This is a genomic window from Pseudomonas sp. 05N433, from assembly GCF_056396925.1.
Genome location: NZ_JBFTML010000034.1, coordinates 15497 through 32051 on the forward strand (window position 1 = coordinate 15497; position 16555 = coordinate 32051).

The following is a 16555-nucleotide window of genomic DNA, read 5'->3' on the forward strand; positions in this document are numbered from 1 at the left end:
AGGGAGCAAGCTCCCTCGCCACAGGATTCATGCATGCCTTTTTACCGAGAGACCACGTCGGGTGGTCTCTCGGTTTTTTGCATCAGGCAAACACGAAATACTTGCGCACGGTTTCAACCACTTCCCATGTGCCTTTCATCCCCGGTTCGATGACGAAGATATCACCGGCGCGCAGGTGGATCGGCGCCATGCCTTCCGGGGTGATGATGCAGTAGCCTTCCTGGAAGTGGCAGTATTCCCACTTCACGTATTCCACATACCACTTGCCCGGCGTGCAGATCCAGGTGCCCATGATCTTGCTGCCATCTTCGCTGGTGTACGCGTTGAGGTTGACGGTGTGCGGATCGCCTTCGAGCTTTTCCCATTTGCAGGCGTCGAGTACGGGCAACGGGTGAGTGTCGCGAAGAACGGTAATCGGTGCGGTCATGTGGACTCCGGGCCTTGGAATATAGAAAGTGGTACTGAAGAACTGAAGTCGCACCCTATAGCGCCCATGCTCCGCTCAGTTGTCTGTATTCGACATCGAGCTGTCCAGAAACGCGCAAACGCTCAAAGATTTTCCGGCGGGCAAAAACCTGCCCCTCAGGGCAGAGTCAAGGCGCTCAGCAAGGCCTGGGCATAACGGGGCAGTACGGTGAAGTCCCGGGCGCACAGCAACAGTTTGCGGCGAGCCCACGGCTCTTCCAGTACGACGCTTTTGAACGGCGTTTCAGCCGGCCAGCGTTCGACCGCCGCCAAGGGCACGATCGCCAGCCCGGCTCCCCGGGCGACCATGCGCATCACGCCCTCGAAACCATCGGCGCGGATGCGGACCTGCATCCGCAAGCCGCTGTGCAGGGCCTGTTCTTCCAGGTAAATGGCCAAGGCGCTGTTGGCGTTCAGGCCGACGTAGTCGTGGTGCAAAGTGGCGCTGAAATTTAGCGGTCCGGTGTCGGCCAAGGGGTGATCACGCGGCAGGATCAGCACCAGCGGATCGTCGCGGAAATAGCGGGTTTGCAGGCCGTCGGTATCCACGGCGTCGGACACGATCCCCAGGTCTGCTGCGCCCTGGCGCAAGGCGTGGGTGATGCGTGTGCTGGGCAGCTCCTGCAGGTCGATGTCGAGGTTCGGATGGTCGCGCAGAAAGTCCGCCAGCAACTCCGGCAGGTACTCGGTGATCGCAGTGGTATTGCACAGCAACCGCACCTGGCCTTTGACGCCTTTGGCGTATTCGACCAGCTCCTGCTGCATGCGCTCGGCCTGTTGCAGCAGGACTCGAGCGTGCTGCGCCAGTGCCTTGCCGGCCGGAGTGGGGCTGACACCGCGACGACCTCGCTCAAGAAACTCGATGCCCAGTGACGCTTCCATCGCGCGGATTCGTGCACTCGCCGCCGCCAGCGACAAATGGCTGCGGGCGGCACCGGCGGTGATGTTGCCGGTGTCGAGGATATTCAAGTAGAGGCGCAGGTCGGTGAGGTCGAAGTGCATACAGTGTCCCGGATCATTTGCCTCTTGTAGAGCAAGAGGCAGCCTCAGTATATGGCAGATTTTCAAGGCACCCTTCAGGGCCCACGATAGCCCCATGAATACACTTGCCGCGTTCTATCAACATCTGGGCTTGGCCCTGTCCCTATTGATTGTCGCCACTTTCCTGCTGGCTGGGATGATCAAAGGTGTGATCGGCCTTGGTCTGCCGACCATTGCCATGGGCCTGCTCGGCCTGGCTATGGCACCGTCGCAGGCTGCGGCGTTGTTGATCATTCCCGCGACGCTGACCAACGTCTGGCAACTGGCCTTCGGCGGTCATTTGCGCGGGTTGCTCAACCGGTTATGGCCGATGCTGCTGGCGATTTTCATCGGCACTGGTGCTGGCACAGTGTGGATCGGCATGGCCGGTGGACATTGGGTGGTACGGGGGCTGGGGGCGGCGCTGTTGATCTACGCCTTGAGCGGGTTGTTCCTGCCGACCTTGCGCGTCGGCGGTCGCACCGAGCGTTGGCTCGGTCCGCTCTGCGGTGTGCTGACGGGCGTCATCACCTCGGCCACCGGTGTCTTCGTGATTCCGGCGGTGCCTTATTTGCAAGCGCTGGGCTTGAACAAGGATGAACTGGTGCAGGCGCTAGGCCTGTCGTTCACTGTCTCGACTCTCGCGTTGGCCGCCGGCCTGTCATGGCGCGGCGCCCTCGGCGGTGGCGAGTTGAGCGCGTCGCTGCTGGCGCTGATCCCGGCGGTGCTCGGCATGTTGCTGGGGCAATGGCTGCGCCAGCGGATCAGCGCCGTGTTGTTCAAGCGCGTGTTCTTCATCGGCCTCGGCGTGCTCGGCGGCCACTTGCTGATCAGCGGCTAGCGGACGATGTGCTGAGCATCTCGATCGGGCGGATATCGAAATCCTGCTCCAGATATTCCATGCGCATGTCGAGGAACTGCTTCATATGGGGCAGGTTCGAGTGCACGTCCAGATGGGCCTGGGATTGCCAGATCTCGTAGAAGATAAACAGCGTCGGGTCCTGCTTGTCGCGCAGCATGTGGTACTCGATGCAACCGGGTTCGGCGCGACTCGGTTCGACATAGGCACGGAAGAACGCTTCGAAGGCCTCGGCTTTTTCCGGGCGGGTCTTGGCGTGCAGGATGAAGCCTTGCAGTTCGCTCATCAGAATCTCCTAAACAGTCAGAATCGGCGCAAGTTTATGGCAACAATCGCTTGTTGATTCGTGCGTATAGGTCAAATGAATTTTGCGGATGGAGCGCTTATTCCGCGCGAGGCTGATCGTTAGGCTGCCGCCATCGATTCCAACCTTGCGAGATTTCTCATGAAAAAAGTCCTGTTGCTCAATGGCGGCAAAAAATTTGCCCACTCCGATGGTCGCTACAACACGACGCTGCATGAAGCAGCGTTGAGCGTGCTGGATCGCGGTGGTGTGGATGTGAAAACCACGTTCATCGACGAGGGCTACGACGTCGCCGAGGAAGTCGCCAAGTTCCTCTGGGCCGATGTGATCATTTATCAGATGCCCGGCTGGTGGATGGGCGCGCCCTGGACGGTCAAGAAGTACGTCGATGAAGTCTTCACTGCAGGCCACGGCAGCCTCTACGCCAACGACGGCCGCACGCGCTCCGACGCGTCGCAGAAGTACGGCAGCGGCGGCTTGTTGCACGGTAAAAAGTACATGCTTTCGGTGACCTGGAACGCCCCGCAGCAAGCCTTCGACGACTCGACCGACTTCTTCGAAGCCAAGGGCGTGGACGCGGTGTATCTGCCGTTCCACAAGGCCAATACCTTCCTCGGCATGACCGGTCTGCCGACCTTTTTGTGCGTCGATGTGATGAAGCGCCCGAATATCGAAGCGGATGTGGCGCGTTATGAGCAGCACTTGACCGAGGTGTTTGGCCTTAAGGCATGACGCTCGGCTACTATCGATATCTGAAGCAGTGCAGGACTATCGATAAGGGACACACGTGAAAGCCAGATCCGATGAGTTGCAGATTTTCGTCTGCGTGATTGAGTGCGGGTCGATTTCGGCTGCGGCTGAGCAAGTCGGGCAAACGCCGTCGGCGGTCAGCCGCACGCTGTCGCGGCTGGAGGCCAAGCTCGATACCACGCTGATCAATCGCACCACCCGGCGCATGGACCTGACCGAAGAGGGCAAATATTTCTTCGAGCACGCCAAGCTGATTCTCGATCAGATGGACGAGCTCGAAGAGCGTCTGTCCTCTCGCCAGCAAACCCCGTCCGGGCGACTGCGGATCAACGCCGCGTCGCCGTTCATGCTGCACGCCATCGTGCCGTACATCGATGAGTTCCGCCGTCTCTACCCGGACATCCAGCTCGAACTCAACAGCAACGATTTGATCATCGACCTGCTCGAACAAAGCACCGACATCGCCATTCGCATCGGCACGCTGGCCGACTCGACCCTGCACGCCCGCTCCCTGGGTTGCAGCCCGCTGCACATCGTCGCAAGCACAGCGTATCTGGAACAACACGGCGTACCGAGCGCTGTCGAGGATTTGAGCGAGCACACGCTGCTGGGTTTTACCCATAACGAAGGTCTCAACCAATGGCCACTGCGCTATGTCCATGGTGACCGCTGGCCGATTCAAGCGTCGATCAGTGCGTCGAGTGGCGAGACGATCAGGCACCTGGCGCTGGCCGGTCAAGGCATTGCCTGCCTGTCGCACTTCATGACCATCGACGACATCCGCGCCGGTCGCTTGCAGGTGTTGCTGGCGGAGTTCAACAGCGGATATCGCCAACCCATCAACGCGGTGTACTACCGCAACTCGCAACTGGCCCTACGGATCCAGTGCTTTCTGGACTTCATCCAGGGCAAATTGGCGGCTTATGCGATTGCCGATTTCAGGGGCTGATTCGCAGGTCGCGTGATCGTTCATTGCGAGCAGGCCACCCATTCACTGGCCCGCCCGCCGTCAATTCCGTAACATCCGCGTCCCTCTTTTCCCGCCTGTATTTTTAGGTAAGCCATGAAACCCAAACGTCTGCGCGCCGATGTCCTGGCCGGACTCACCACCTCTTTCGCCCTGCTCCCCGAATGTATCGCTTTCGCGCTGGTGGCCCACCTCAATCCATTGATGGGGCTTTACGGCGCTTTCATCATCTGCACCCTGACTGCGCTCTTCGGCGGACGGCCGGGGATGGTGTCTGGTGCCGCTGGCTCGATGGCGGTGGTGATCGTCGCGCTGGTGGTGCAGCACGGTGTCCAGTACTTGCTGGCGACGGTGTTGCTGGGCGGGCTGATCATGTTGGCGTTTGGTCTGTTGAGGCTGGGCAAGCTGGTGCGCATGGTGCCGCATCCGGTGATGCTCGGCTTCGTCAACGGCCTGGCGATTGTCATTGCGCTGGCCCAGTTGGAGCACTTCAAGAGCGGTGAGGCCTGGTTGAGTGGGGCGCCGCTGTACATGATGATCGGGCTGGTGGCGCTGACGATGGCCATCGTTTACCTGATGCCGCGCCTGACGCGTGCCGTGCCGCCGGCGCTGGTGGCGATTTTGGGCGTTGGGCTGGCGGTTTACCTGCTCGGCCTGCCGACCCGTACCCTGGGCGACATGGCGCACATTGCCGGTGGCTTGCCGGGTTTTGCGCTGCCAGACATCCCCTGGAGCCCGGAAACCCTGCGCATCATCGTCCCTTACGCGATATTGATGGCGGTGGTCGGCTTGCTGGAAACCCTGCTGACCCTGAACCTCACCGACGAGATCACCGAGAGCCGCGGCTATCCGGATCGCGAGTGCGTGGCCTTGGGCGCTGCCAACATGGTTTCTGGTGTGTTCGGCGGCATGGGTGGCTGCGCGATGATCGGGCAAACCGTGATCAACCTCAGCTCCGGCGGTCGCGGTCGGCTGTCCGGTGCGGTGGCCGGGGGGATGATCCTGCTGTTTGTGCTGTTCCTTTCGCCGCTGATCGAGCGCATTCCGCTGGCCGCATTGGTTGGGGTGATGTTTGTGGTGTCGCAGCAGACGTTCGCCTGGGCTTCATTGCGGGTACTGAACAAGGTGCCGCTGAACGATGTCTTGGTGATCATCGCGGTCACGGTGATTACCGTGTTCACCGATCTGGCCATCGCTGTGTTGTGCGGGATCATCATTGCGGCGCTCAACTTTGCCTGGCAACACGCTCGCGAGCTGTATGCCGACAGTCACGTAGAAGCCGACGGCAGCAAGCTCTACCTCCTGCACGGCATGTTGTTCTTCGCCTCGACGACGCCTTTTCTCAACCAGTTCGATCCCGCCAATGATCCGTCTGTGGTCACTGTCGACTGTCGCCACTTGAGCTTCGTTGATTACTCGGCCATCGCCGCGTTGAAGACATTGCGCGAGCGCTACACCAAGGCTGGCAAGCAGCTACGCGTGCTGCACTTGTCCGATCGCTGCAAGAAACTGCTCAAACGCGCCAGCGAGCATCACGACTGACATCGATGGGGGTCGTTCCTGTGCTCTGTGTCACGAGTGGTGGCGAATTATGGACAGTGTGATGGCTACTTAGTAGCATCCGCTGCATACGGATCTTTCTCCTGCGCGTCGATCGACGTGGGTCTATCAAGGAATCGAAATGCACAACTTTACCCATGGCGATAAAACCGTTTCTTTCACTGTCTTGAGCGGTGAAGTGGTGAGCAGCGAAAAAATCAGCGAGACCCGTGTGACATCCACGGGCGGCGTTCAGGTGAACGGTAACGACGGTGATGTGACGCCTGTGCGCATCAGTTCTGTTTCAATTATCAATCATGAGATCTGGGTCAAAACGCCGGACGGTATCGAGCACGATGTAAAGCTGCGCGGCATGGACATTCCTTTGCGCACAGGTCAGGAAATCTCTTTGATCAGTGCCTTGAAAAAGGATGGTTCGCCTCTGCACACCATTTTGCAGAACCACACAGCGTCCAAGCGCTGGGTGCTGCGTGACGCGAGTGCACTGAATACCGAACTGGAGCTGTCGCCCTTTAACTGGAAGACAGTGCTGATCGTGCTTGGATTGTGCATCGCCGGTCTTGCTACGGCCGGGCTAGGCTTCCTGGCGGCGGCGGGCTATTTTTTCTACGCGTGGTATCGGGGCGCCCAGCGCAAGAAACTGCTGATTAGAGATTTGAACGCCTACATCGAGACCCTGGACAATCGAGTCGCCAGTCGCGAACAGGCGCCAAGCCCTGTTCAAGTCGAAAGCTCGGACCAGGCTGAAATCTCTTTCCAGGCCGAAAGTCCTGCACCGACGCAATCCCCTGCCGAGACTGAAAGCCCTGCGCTGAACAGTGATAGCGTACGCAGGGCGCTATCGCGCAATCTCTGATGACTTGATCTCGATACAGCAGAGTCAAGCCTGCCTCGATAGTGGAACTATCATCCCTCTACGCTGATTGTTCTCACGCAGAGGGATGAAAATTCCGCTATCCGATTTTCATAACCCGCGATCTCCCATACCTCTGCACGACATCCCTTACCCCTCCACGAAAATTACTTTCACTTCGTTTGAAAGTAGCCCGTCGAAATGATTTATGAGTTTCACAACCCATTCGACGTGACCCTTTCGAGGAGTACCGCATGACGCTTTCCTTCGGCTATTGGCTGTTGGTTTACGCCGCCATCGCCATCATTGCGCTGATCGTTCTGATCGCCCGTTACCGGATCAATCCCTTCATTGTGATCACCCTGGTGTCCATCGGCCTGGCGCTGTTGGCAGGGATGCCGCCGTCGGGTGTGGTGGGGGCGTATGAGGCCGGGGTTGGCAAGACGTTGGGGCACATTGCGCTGGTGGTGGCGCTGGGCACGATGCTCGGCAAGATGATGGCCGAGTCCGGCGGTGCGGAGCAGGTGGCGCGCACCTTGATCGACCGTTTCGGCGAGAAAAATGCCCACTGGGCGATGGTGTGTATCGCCTTTCTTGTAGGGCTGCCGCTGTTCTTCGAGGTCGGTTTTGTCTTGCTGGTGCCCATCGCATTCACCGTGGCGCGGCGGGTGGGCGTGTCGATTCTGATGGTCGGTTTGCCGATGGTTGCGGGGCTTTCGGTGGTCCACGCGCTGGTACCGCCACACCCGGCGGCGATGCTGGCGGTGCAGGTCTATCAGGCGTCGGTGGGGCAGACCTTGCTCTATGCGATTCTGATCGGTATTCCGACCGCGATTATCGCCGGTCCCCTTTACGCCAAATTCATCGTGCCGCGCATTCAACTGCCGGCCGATAACCCCCTGGAACGCCAGTTCCTGGAGCGTGAGCCGCGCGATAGCCTGCCGGGTTTTGGTGTCACCATGGCCACGATTCTGTTGCCGGTGGTGCTGATGTTGATCGGCGGCTGGGCCAACCTGATCTCCACGCCGGGTAGCGGATTCAATCAGTTCCTGCTGTTYATCGGCAACTCGGTGATCGCCTTGCTGCTGGCGACCTTGCTGAGTTTCTGGACCCTCGGCCTGGCCCAGGGCTTCAATCGCGAGTCGATCCTCAAGTTCACCAATGAATGCCTGGCGCCGACCGCCAGCATCACCTTGCTGGTCGGTGCCGGTGGTGGCTTGAACCGAATTCTGGTGGACGCTGGCGTCACCAATCAGATCGTCAGCCTGGCCGATGAATTCCAGTTGTCGCCGCTGTTGATGGGTTGGCTGTTCGCCGCGTTGATGCGCATCGCCACTGGTTCTGCCACCGTGGCCATGACCACCGCGTCAGGGATTGTCGCGCCGGTGGCCGTTGGTCTGGGTTATCCCCACCCGGAGCTGTTGGTGCTGGCGACGGGGGCGGGGTCGGTTATCTTTTCCCACGTCAACGACGGCGGCTTCTGGTTGATCAAGGAATACTTCAACATGACCGTCACCCAGACCTTCAAGACCTGGACAGTGCTCGAGACGCTGATCTCGGTGGTCGCCTTCGGCCTGACCGTTGGCCTTTCTCACCTGCTTTAGTCGGAGCCATCCGCCATGGACATCCTCTATCAGATCCGCGCTCGTCAGGAATCCTTCAGCGCCGGCGAAGGACGTATCGCTCGGCTGATGCTCGACGATGTAGGATTTGCCTCATCCGCCAGCCTCGATGAGCTGGCGCAGCGGGCGGAAGTCAGCACTGCCACGCTGTCGCGATTCGCCCGTACAGTCGGTTGCCGCGACCTGCGGGATTTGCGCCTGCAACTGGCCCAGGCCAGTGGCGTCGGTAGCCGCTTTTTGGACCCGGCGGGCACGCCCGAACAGTCGGCGTTCTACGGGCAGATTGTCGGCGATATCGAGTCGACCTTGCGCCAGCACCTGGCAGCGTTCGATGAGTCGCGCTTCGCCGATGCGGTGAAACTGTTGGGCAAGGCACGGATGATTCACGCCTTCGGCATGGGCGGCTGCTCGACCCTGTGCAGCGATGAACTGCAAGTGCGGCTGGTGCGCCTCGGCTACCCGATTGCGGTGTGTCACGACCCGGTGATGATGCGCGTCACCGCCGCCAGCCTTGGCGCCGAACACGCGGTCATCGCCTGCTCGCTGACCGGCATCACGCCCGAACTGCTCGAAGCGGTGGAGCTGGCGCGCAGCTACGGCGCACGAATTCTCGCCATCACCCGCGCCGACTCGCCGCTGGCGCAATTGGCCGATGTGCTGTTGCCGCTGCAAAGCGCCGAGACTTCCTTCATCTACAAACCCACGGCGGCGCGCTACGGCATGTTGTTGGCCATCGATGTGCTCGCCACCGAGCTGGCGCTGGCCAGTCCTGAAGACAATCAAGAACGTCTGCGGCGGATCAAACTGGCCCTGGACGACTACCGCGGCGGCGACGATCACTTGCCGCTGGGAGACTGACATGATGTACGACACGCTGATCCGCAATGCGCTGATTATCGACGGCAGCAACACCCCCGGTTACCCCGCTGACGTGGCGATTCTGAATGGCCGCATCGAGCGAATCGGCGATTTGCACAACGCTCGCGCCATCGAAGAAATCGAGGCCGCTGGCCGAGTGTTGGCGCCGGGTTTCATCGATGTRCATACCCACGACGATACGGTGGTGATTCGCCAGCCGCAGATGCTGCCCAAACTCAGCCAGGGTGTGACCACGGTGATTGTCGGCAACTGCGGGATCAGCGCGTCGCCGGTGAGTTTGCGCGGTGATCCGCCGGACCCGATGAACCTGCTCGGTACCGCCGCGGCGTTCGTGTATCCGCGCTTCAGCGACTATCGCGCCGCCGTCGAAGCGGCCAATACCACGCTGAACGTAGCTGCGCTGGTGGGGCACACCGCGTTGCGCAGCAATCACCTGGACGATCTGTATCGCACCGCGACCGACGCTGAAATCAGCGCGATGCGCGAGCAACTGCGCGATAGCCTTGAGGCCGGTGCCTTGGGTTTATCCACAGGCTTGGCCTACGCCAGCGCCTTCTCGGCATCCACTGATGAGGTGATGCAGTTGACCGAAGAGTTGACGGCATTCGGCGCGGTCTACACCACCCATTTACGCAGTGAGTTCGAACCGGTGCTGGAGGCCATGGACGAGGCGTTCCGCATCGGACGCCACGCACAGTCGCCGGTGATCATTTCCCACCTCAAATGCGCCGGCGCCGGTAACTGGGGCCGTAGTCCGCAATTGCTGGCGTCCCTCGAACACGCCGCGAAAACCCACCCGGTGGCTTGCGATTGTTATCCCTACGCGGCGAGTTCTTCGACGCTGGACCTCAAGCAAGTCACCGACGCCCATCGCATCACCATCACCTGGTCCACGCCGCACCCGGAAATGGGGGGGCGGGATCTGATGGACATTGCTGCCGAGTGGGGCACTGCGCTGCTCGAAGCCGCCCGCCGACTGCAACCGGCGGGGGCGGTGTATTACGGCATGGACGAGGCTGATGTACGAAGCATCCTCGCGCATCCGCTGTCGATGATCGGCTCCGACGGTTTGCCGGAAGACCCGTTTCCGCATCCACGCTTGTGGGGCGCATTCCCACGAGTGCTCGGACATTTCAGTCGCGACGTCGGCCTGTTTCCGCTGCATACCGCCGTGTACAAGATGACCGGGTTGTCGGCGGCACGCTTTGGCTTGAAGGAACGTGGCGAGATTCGTGAAGGGTATTGGGCGGATCTGGTGTTGTTCGATCCGGCGACGATTCGCGATGTGGCCGACTTCAACGATCCGCAACGGGCGGCGCAAGGGATTGATGGAGTGTGGATCAACGGAGTCTTGAGTTACCGCGATGGGCAGGCGAACGGCAGAAGGGAAGGGCGATTTCTGGCGCGGGAGGGGGATTTGCGTAGAGGGTTTCATTGATCGCGCCTTCGTAGAAGCTGCCGAAGGTTCGGGCCGCGTTCGGAGGATCTTTTGATCCAGGTCTCATGGTGGCACATTGCAGTTAAAGAAAGCCGTCACCAAGCCGAAGCGCTGACATCCAGCCCAGTCACACTGGGCTCATTCAGTCAGGGAGTTACCCCATGAGTTTCGGCAAAACCACCCCGATCCTGCGGATTTTCGATGAAACCAAGGCTTTGGAGTTCTACGTCGAGTTTCTGGGGTTCAAGATTGATTGGCAGCACCGCTTCGAGGCGAACCTCCCGCTGTACCTGCAAATCTCCCGTGGCGAGTGCGTGCTGCACCTCTCCGAACATCATGGCGACGCGACACCGGGCTCGGCCCTGCGCATCGAGACCGATGAGCTGGAGGCGTTCCAGCAGCAATTGCTGGCCAAGGAATATAAGTTTGCGCACCCACAAATCCAGGCGATGCCGTGGGGCAGTCAGGACATGACCGTGGCCGATCCGTTTGGCAATCGGTTGGTGTTTACCAATGCGATTAGTGTTTAAGCGTTAGATAGCCTTCGCGGGCAAGCCTCGCTCCTTGTACAGGTTACTCACTGAACCTGTAGAAGCGAGGCTTGCCCGAGAAGGCGATTTATCATTCACCGCAAAGTGAATATCAAACCCGGAAGTGACTCACCATCATCTGCAACTGATTGCCCAACCGCGCCAGTTCAACACTGGACGCAGCGGTWTCGTCGCTGGCGGTGGCGGTCTGTTCGGACACGTCGCGTACGTTGATGATGCTGCGGCTGATCTCTTCGGCCACGGCGCTTTGTTGCTCGGCGGCGGCAGCGATCTGCTGGTTCATTGACTGAATGTTGGACACCGTGCGGGTGATGTTTTCCAGTGATACGCCGGCCTTGCGAGTCAGCGCCACGCTGCTGTCGGTCAGGGTACGACTGTTGTTCATCACCGCCGCCACTTGTTGAGTGCCGTTCTGCAAGCCGGCCACCAGGCCTTCGATTTCCTCGGTGGATTTTTGCGTGCGCTGGGCCAGGCCACGAACTTCGTCAGCCACCACCGCAAAACCACGACCAGCCTCACCGGCACGGGCCGCTTCGATGGCAGCGTTGAGGGCCAGCAGGTTGGTCTGCTCTGCCACGGCCTTGATCACATCCATGACGCTGCCGATCTTGTCGCTTTCCTGCTGCAGTACGCTCATCGCTTCAGTGGAACGCACCACTTCGCTGGCCAGCCGCTCGATCTGGGCGATGGCTTCGTTGACCACTTTGTCACCTTCGCGAGCTTCACCGTCAGCGGCGGCTGCGGCCTGAGAAGCTTCTTCGGCGTTGCGCGCGACTTCCTGCACGGTGGCCGTCATTTCGTGCATGGCGGTGGCGACCTGATCGGTTTCCACTTTCTGGCTGTTCACACCGGCGCTGGTCTGTTCGGTCACGGCCGACAGCTCTTCGGCGGCGCTGGCGATCTGGGTGACGCCATCGCGGATGCCGCTGATCAAGTCCCGCAGGGTCACGCCCATGCGCGCAATGCCTTGCTGCAACACGCCGAGTTCGTCGCGGCGGGTGACCTTGATGTCCTGAGACAAGTCACCACCGGCGATGCGCTCGACCACTTTAAGGGTATCGCGCAACGGACCGGTGATCTGACGGGTGATGACCACCGCGGCGATGATGCCCACCAGCAACGCCAGCAAGGTGCTGATCAATTGAAGTGTGCGGGCCTGGGCGCTTTCGGCATCACGGCGGTCGAGCTGGAATTGATACAGCTGATCGCTCAGGGTCACGATGGCGGCGCCCTGATCGGTCATTTCCTTACGCGCCTGCACCGCATCGGTGTTGGCGGCTTTATAGGCTTGCAAGGCACTGCGGTAGTTGCTCAGGGCGGTTTCCAACTGACGCAGCGCATCTTGTTGGGTCTCGGCGAAATGCGCGTTCAGCGACTTCAGGCTGGCGATGGCCGCATCCAGTTGGGAAACGGCTTTCTGCTCGGTCTCGGCATTGGTGTTAGCGGTGTAGCCGCGCACTTCATAGCGGGCAAGAATGAACGCTTCCTTGGCGGCAGTGATGGCCAGGAACTGTTCGAAGCGCTGATCGCTCAAGGGCATTTGCTGTACGCGGATGTTGATTGCGTCGATCAGCTTGCTGGCGGTTTCGGCGTTGGCGCCCATGGCGTCGCGGGCGCTGTTGCCGGTGCGGTAGGCGCTGCGCATTTTGTTCAGCGACGTCTGATAAGCGGCGATGGTCGCGGCCTGCTCTTTGAGCATTTTGACGTTTTCAGGGTTTTTGAAGCTGCCCAGCAGGGCGGTTTGCTGAGCAACAAAACTGTCCAGGGTGGTTTGCACATTCTGTGCGGCGGTTTCGTCGCCGTTGGTCAGCATGTATTGCAGGCGAACCACGCGCAGCTTGGTCAGGCCGGCATTGAGCTGAGTGATGTCGCTCATCCAGTTGCTGCGGTCAATCAACCCGCCCAGGCTGGTCCAGCCGGTCAGGGCGAGGATGCAGGTCAGTGCCAGGACCAGGCCGAATCCCAGGCCCAGTTTCAGGTTCACGCTGATGTTGCCGAACCAGCTATTCATCAAATTCCTCCAGGAACGTTGCGCTTTTAATCGTCTGTTGGCTGGAAGATTTTTGTTTTTGGGAGCCAGCAAGGTGTGTAGCAGGTATGTATCGGCCRCAATCCCGGGAGCTGAAAGGATTTTGTCGGATGGATTCTGTAACAAGATTTTTACGCAGTTCTTAAGCTTTTTTTCACATGGGTTTCACCAGCAGCCAACGCGAGACTCGCTACCCTTGCGGTTTTGTATGATTGTGATGCATGCCGGCGAGGCGGCTGAACGTGGAATTGAGACTGAGTCTGTTCGGGATAAAACGCTCGATCGATCTGAGCCGTTTGGCCCGTTATCGAAACGCAATGGTCATCGTGGCCTCACTGCTGCTGGTGATTCCGCTGACCGTGTGGCTGTTGCGACCTGCGGCTGTGCCCGATCTGTCCCATGGCAATGTGGCGGGTGCCCGTGCGCTGGCTGCGGGGTGGGCCAAGGGCGACATGATCGTGCTGGTGCGTCACGTTGAGCGTTGCGATCACTCCACCGCCCCCTGTCTGATTGGCAATGATGGCATTACAGATCGCTCGCGCAGTGTGGCAGTGGGGGTCGGTGCGCAGTTTGAACGTCTGGGCCTGAACAAGACCGATATCTATAACAGTCCGATCATCCGTGCGGCACAGACCTCCAGTTATATGTTCAACAAGGTTGGCGTCGGCGAAGACTGGTTGATCAACTGCCGGGGCAGTATGTTACGTGATGCTCTGGCGCACAAAGTGGCGGGGCGCAACCTGATTCTGGTGACCCACAGCGAGTGCATGGCGGAACTCGAAAAAGAGCTCAAGCTGCCGACTGCTACTCTAGGCTACGGCGCTTCTCTGTTTATCTCCGCTGAAAAACCTCAGGAACCTCGTATGCTTGGTTCCATCGAGGCCTCTGACTGGCACTCGGTGACCACCGAATGAGCTTCTTCTTCATCACTCTGGATCTGGACGTACGATGCTGACTTCTTCCCGTTACCGCTTTTACTGGGTGAACTTTGGTATTCCGCTGGCCTGCGCGGTCGCGGTGTTCCTGATGTTTGACATGACCAAAATCGACATCGCTTTCAGCGATCTTTTTTATGACCCGGTTACCCAGGTGTTTCCGTTGGAGCATGTCCGTCTGTTCGAGCAGATCACCCATAAATGGGCGCGGATCATCCCGAACTGGACGGGTGAGATTGCGATCATCGGCGCCTTGCTGTCATTTCTCTGGCCGCGACTGAAGGCTGAAAAACATTCGAAGATCATCGCCTTCCTGGAAAAAATCAAAGTCGCGCCTGTGCTTCGGTTCGCCAGTAAACACCGCCGGGACTTCCTGTATGTGGTGTTCGCGTTTTCCATCAGCACCGGCGTTATCCACTACCTCAAGAGCCACACCAGTGTGTATTGCCCGGTTGAAACCACTCAGTACGCCGGGAAAATCGAGCACAAGGAGTGGTACCAGAATTTTGACCTGCTGAAAGAAGCCGGTGACGGTCGCTGCTGGCCGGGTGGGCATGCGTCGGGCGGCTTCACCATGCTCGCGCTGTACTTCGTGGCTCGCCGCTACCGCTGGCGGTACGCTAAAGCGATGATGTACGGCTCGCTGCTGCTCGGTTTCGTCTACGGCACGACACGGGTCCTGCAAGGCTGGCACTACATGTCCCACACCTTTTGGGCCGGGATCTTCGTGTGGCTGACGTGTTTACTGACGGCATTGGCGTTCTATGGGCGGGCGCGACTGGAGCTGCCGGTGCTGCAAAAGGCTGAGCTACCCGTCGCTGAGCCGTTTACAGGGTTACAAAGTAGTAAGCCTGACGCCCCACCATCATTGTCTTGATCACCTTTAAGGGCGCGGCGGGTTCATTTACACCAGACATGAGTGCCACATTAGCCGGTGAGGCGCTCAGAAACTCATGCAATTGCGCCTCGGTATCCAGGCCTTTGAGTACGCGTCGGGTGTAGAACACGCTGGCGCCGCCCACCCGCTCGTTGGCTTGAAACAACGCGACCTGCTGCCCGCTGGCCTGGAATGCCTGAATCTGTTCAGTCAGCGGCAGGAAGGACAGCGTGCGATCAGCGTGAGGCAATACCCATTGTGCGGCAGCGAGGTAGCTGCCAATCACCACGGCCAGTACGCCAACCCCTATACCGCGACGATGCCGGACAATCAGCCCCGGCAAGGTCGATGCACCGGAGTAGGCTTGAAGCCGCTCGAACAGCACGCTCGCATATTCCGCGGCAATCACCGCCGCTGCAGGCGTCATGGACATCAGGTACACCGTGCGTTTGCTCGACGCCAGGGTCAGCATGACGAACTGCGCCAGCAGCCACACCGTGAAGAACAACAGGTAACGATTGGCCATCAGGCTTTTGCGAAAGTGCCACAGCCCCAGGTACACCAGAATGTTCCAGGGCGCGAAGGTCTCCGGCAGTTTGGCCAGGTAGTAGTAGAACGGCTCGTAATGGCCGGCCTCGACGAAGGAGCCGCTGAAGCGCCCGACACTATTGGTCAGCAACACTTCCCCCACGGCATGCGCACCATCGCGTTGATACAGCACCGCGAGCCAGATCATCAGCGGCACCAATCCCAACAGTGTCAACAGGCCGGGGCGCAGCCAGTCCGAGGGCTTCAGGCGCTTGTCCATCAAGGTTTCGGTCAGCAGATACGYGAAGATCACCACCCCCGGCATCGCCAGCCCCAGTACGCCTTTGCTCAAGGTCGCGATGGCGATCCCTGATGCAAAAAGCAGGGCGTTGCCGACAGTCGAATACCGTGTCCCCTGAAAAAATGCCAGCAGCGCCATGCTCACGCCGAAGGCCAGCAACGCGTCTTCGCCGACGCTGCGCGTGTTGCTCCAGTAACTGGCCATGGTCGCCAGCAAAATCCCCGCCGTCCAGGCAATGACCTTGGGCCGGTCGAACCGCCGCAGCATCGCATACAGCAACATCACGCTGAATAACCCGGCAAACGCCGACGCGAGCCGCACCGCCCACGGCGTACCGCCGAATGCGCGAATCGCCCCGGCGTCGAGCCACAAGCTCAAGGGCGGTTTCTCAAGAAATGGCTCGCCGAACAAATGCGGGGTCACCCAGTCGTTATCCAGGTGCATCTCCATGGCAATTCCGGCGACCCGGGCCTCCGTGGAACCTTGTAATTGGTGATTGCTTAGCGCGAAGAAAAACAGCAGAGCGGCGAGTAGAAACAGTGAAGAGACGGGGCGTGACATGAGTTTCTGGCTAACCGAGCAGGGGACCGGGAACCCCAAGCATACGAGTTGAATGC

Annotated in this window: 16 protein-coding genes and 1 pseudogene; 11 read left to right on the forward strand and 6 right to left on the reverse strand. The window is 59.7% G+C overall.

Annotated features, from left to right (window positions below; all coding sequences use genetic code 11):
- Nucleotides 1–82: 82 nt before the first annotated feature.
- Both AC1DIS_RS18380 and AC1DIS_RS18385 read right to left on the reverse strand, forming a co-directional pair.
- Complete coding sequence (locus AC1DIS_RS18380; protein WP_007900627.1) at nt 83–427, reverse strand: cupin domain-containing protein; 345 nt, start codon at nt 425–427, stop codon at nt 83–85.
- 155 nt (nt 428–582) lie between these two features.
- Complete coding sequence (locus AC1DIS_RS18385; protein WP_086946400.1) at nt 583–1467, reverse strand: LysR substrate-binding domain-containing protein; 885 nt, start codon at nt 1465–1467, stop codon at nt 583–585.
- 94 nt (nt 1468–1561) lie between these two features.
- Here AC1DIS_RS18385 and AC1DIS_RS18390 point away from each other — a divergent pair, with 94 nt between their 5' ends.
- On the forward strand, nt 1562–2326 hold the full coding sequence (locus AC1DIS_RS18390) for a sulfite exporter TauE/SafE family protein (protein ID WP_019651020.1): 765 nt from the start codon (nt 1562–1564) through the stop codon (nt 2324–2326).
- Here the strand turns inward: AC1DIS_RS18390 and AC1DIS_RS18395 are convergent.
- Nucleotides 2316–2630 carry a putative quinol monooxygenase gene (locus AC1DIS_RS18395; protein ID WP_018929423.1) on the reverse strand — a complete coding sequence of 105 codons (315 nt, stop codon included), beginning with the start codon at nt 2628–2630 and terminating at the stop codon, nt 2316–2318. The genes AC1DIS_RS18390 and AC1DIS_RS18395 overlap by 11 nt on opposite strands.
- Before the next feature lie 159 nt (nt 2631–2789).
- Between AC1DIS_RS18395 and mdaB the strand changes: the two genes are divergently transcribed.
- The 8 genes from mdaB (at nt 2790) to AC1DIS_RS18435 (ending at nt 11247) form a co-directional block, all read left to right on the forward strand.
- Nucleotides 2790–3380, forward strand: coding sequence for an NADPH:quinone oxidoreductase MdaB (mdaB, locus tag AC1DIS_RS18400; protein ID WP_477744066.1), 591 nt, complete (start codon nt 2790–2792; stop codon nt 3378–3380).
- A 55-nt stretch (nt 3381–3435) separates the two neighbouring features.
- Nucleotides 3436–4347, forward strand: a complete 912-nt coding sequence (locus tag AC1DIS_RS18405) for a LysR family transcriptional regulator (protein ID WP_018929425.1) — start codon at nt 3436–3438, stop codon at nt 4345–4347.
- A 114-nt stretch (nt 4348–4461) separates the two neighbouring features.
- Complete coding sequence (locus AC1DIS_RS18410) at nt 4462–5907, forward strand: SulP family inorganic anion transporter (RefSeq protein ID WP_477748828.1); 1446 nt, start codon at nt 4462–4464, stop codon at nt 5905–5907.
- A gap of 139 nt (nt 5908–6046) precedes the next feature.
- On the forward strand, nt 6047–6781 hold the full coding sequence (locus tag AC1DIS_RS18415) for a hypothetical protein (protein ID WP_018929427.1): 735 nt from the start codon (nt 6047–6049) through the stop codon (nt 6779–6781).
- A gap of 251 nt (nt 6782–7032) precedes the next feature.
- Entirely contained in the window at nt 7033–8382 is a 1350-nt protein-coding gene (locus AC1DIS_RS18420) for a GntT/GntP/DsdX family permease (RefSeq protein ID WP_064616102.1), read from the forward strand.
- A 15-nt stretch (nt 8383–8397) separates the two neighbouring features.
- A complete protein-coding gene (locus tag AC1DIS_RS18425) occupies nt 8398–9258 on the forward strand; it encodes a MurR/RpiR family transcriptional regulator (protein ID WP_477744065.1) in 861 nt (286 codons plus the stop codon).
- A gap of 1 nt (nt 9259) precedes the next feature.
- Entirely contained in the window at nt 9260–10717 is a 1458-nt protein-coding gene (locus AC1DIS_RS18430; RefSeq protein WP_477744064.1) for an N-acyl-D-amino-acid deacylase family protein, read from the forward strand.
- Between the two features lie 161 nt (nt 10718–10878).
- Nucleotides 10879–11247 (forward strand): glyoxalase superfamily protein, encoded by a 369-nt coding sequence (locus AC1DIS_RS18435; RefSeq protein WP_018929431.1) that lies wholly within the window; start codon nt 10879–10881, stop codon nt 11245–11247.
- Between the two features lie 112 nt (nt 11248–11359).
- Here the strand turns inward: AC1DIS_RS18435 and AC1DIS_RS18440 are convergent, their stop codons facing one another.
- Entirely contained in the window at nt 11360–12223 is an 864-nt protein-coding gene (locus AC1DIS_RS18440; RefSeq protein ID WP_477781017.1) for a methyl-accepting chemotaxis protein, read from the reverse strand.
- Nucleotides 12218–13279: pseudogene (locus AC1DIS_RS18445) on the reverse strand (methyl-accepting chemotaxis protein); the annotation flags it as partial. The gene AC1DIS_RS18440 and the pseudogene AC1DIS_RS18445, both read right to left, overlap by 6 nt.
- A gap of 260 nt (nt 13280–13539) precedes the next feature.
- On the opposite strand from AC1DIS_RS18445, the gene pmrG reads away from it, so the two are divergent.
- Nucleotides 13540–14211 carry a lipopolysaccharide core heptose(II)-phosphate phosphatase PmrG gene (gene pmrG / locus AC1DIS_RS18450; protein WP_026286668.1) on the forward strand — a complete coding sequence of 224 codons (672 nt, stop codon included), beginning with the start codon at nt 13540–13542 and terminating at the stop codon, nt 14209–14211.
- 34 nt (nt 14212–14245) lie between these two features.
- Nucleotides 14246–15109, forward strand: coding sequence for a phosphatase PAP2 family protein (locus tag AC1DIS_RS18455; RefSeq protein WP_064616104.1), 864 nt, complete (start codon nt 14246–14248; stop codon nt 15107–15109).
- Here AC1DIS_RS18455 and AC1DIS_RS18460 read toward each other — a convergent pair.
- Nucleotides 15060–16499 (reverse strand): ArnT family glycosyltransferase, encoded by a 1440-nt coding sequence (locus AC1DIS_RS18460; RefSeq protein WP_477781013.1) that lies wholly within the window; start codon nt 16497–16499, stop codon nt 15060–15062. The genes AC1DIS_RS18455 and AC1DIS_RS18460 overlap by 50 nt on opposite strands.
- Between the last annotated feature and the right edge of the window lie 56 nt (nt 16500–16555).